Consider the following 1,731-nt stretch of genomic DNA (forward strand, 5'->3'; position numbering starts at 1 on the left):
ATTAGATTCATATCAAACCGATTCGGCTGTTATTGCCGGAGAAGACATCCAACTGGAAGTTACTTTGAAAAACTTTGGTTCTCAAACTGCAAATTCGATTACTGCGGTTTTGAGTTCGGATAACCAGTTCGTTAATATTACAGATAATTCTGCAGATTTTGGAAATATAGGAGCAGGAGCAACTTCCACGCAAAACTTCCAGTTTGAAGTTCTATCTGCCTGCCCTGATCAGGAAGTTCTCGAATTTGACCTTGATATTTCAAACGGAAATGATGCTAAATTGGAATTGATCACCAGCAGTCTGATCTTTGAAGTTACAGAATTTTCCTCGAATGGAAATAATTACCTGGAATTAGGTGCAAATGATTTGAGTGTTACCATTGAGAATATCGGCTCTGTCGATACCATTGATCTCCAGGGAACTATGACTTCTTTGAGTAGTGCTGCCAGCGTGGGAGAGATCATTATTAATTTTGGAAATGTGGCAGTTGGAGAAACAAGCGAGGGAACATTTCCCGTTAATGTGGAAGCAGATTGCTTTCTTGGACGAAATGTCTCCTTCGAATTGGATCTAACCGATGATAACGGTTTATTGACTTCGACAATTTTCACAACTGTGGTGGGAGATGTCGATAATACTCATCCGACCGGGCACGATAATTACGGTTATTTTGCGTATGATAGTTTTGATGCCGGTTATGATGAAACTCCGATTTATGAATGGATAGAGATCGATCCTGATGAGGGAGGTTTTGGAGATGTCATTTTAATGGTCGATGACTCGACCAGTACAATCGCTCTGCCGTTTAATTTCACCTATTACGGAACAGAATATGACAGTATTTCGATCTGTTCTAACGGTTGGATATCATTTGTTCCAACCTGGGAAACAAATTTCACGAACTGGAATATTCCGGCAGCTTTGGGACCCTATGCTATGATTGCCGCTTTCTGGGATGATCTGATCGGAGAAGAAATCGATCCGGAAAATGATATTCATGCAAGGATGAGGATATGTCATTATTATGATCAAGCGGAAAATATTTTCATAATAGAGTGGAACGGATGTTATAATCGCGAGGATGATGTATCTGTAGAAAAATTCGAGATCATTCTTTATGATCCTGATTTTTATCAGACTATCGATGGGAATGGAGAAATTCAATTTAACTATTTTGAGGTTCATAATATTGATAGTAACGGTAATTACTGCACTGTCGGTATCGAAAATCCAACTCAATCCGATGGTCTTCTTTATACTTACGCCAACATTTATCCTGCAAGTGCAACCGAACTGCAAAACGGACTAGCAATCAAATTCACAACCGATCCACCGGATGATCATACCCTTGCTGAAGATGAAACAATTTCCAATTCCGATTTCAGGTTGTTCAATAATCACCCGAATCCTTTCCATCTTTCCACAACTATCTCATACAACCTTACAGCAGAGAACGGAGAGGACGCAGAGATAATAATTTACAATATCAAAGGACAAAACATTCGAAAATATTCAATAGTCAATAGTGAGTCTTCAATTAACTGGAATGGAAAAGACGATCAAGGTAAACCTGTTTCATCAGGAATCTATTTTTATAAAATGGTTTCCGGAGACAGGAAATCAGAGATCAAAAAATGTCTTTTATTGAGATAACTTACTTCTCCTTCCGAAGCCTTCTTCCTGTTCCTCTTATTTATAAGGATTCGGAAGGTTTAGATGGAAAAACAATC

General features: G+C 38.6%; 1 protein-coding gene. It reads left to right on the forward strand.

Features of this window, described 5'->3' with window-relative positions:
- A partial coding sequence (locus ENL20_05165; protein ID HHE37946.1) for a T9SS type A sorting domain-containing protein occupies window positions 1–1,654 on the forward strand: 1,654 nt, incomplete at its 5' end.
- Between the last annotated feature and the right edge of the window lie 77 nt (window positions 1,655–1,731).

Source organism: Candidatus Cloacimonadota bacterium (genome assembly GCA_011372345.1).
GTDB lineage: Bacteria > Cloacimonadota > Cloacimonadia > Cloacimonadales > TCS61 > DRTC01.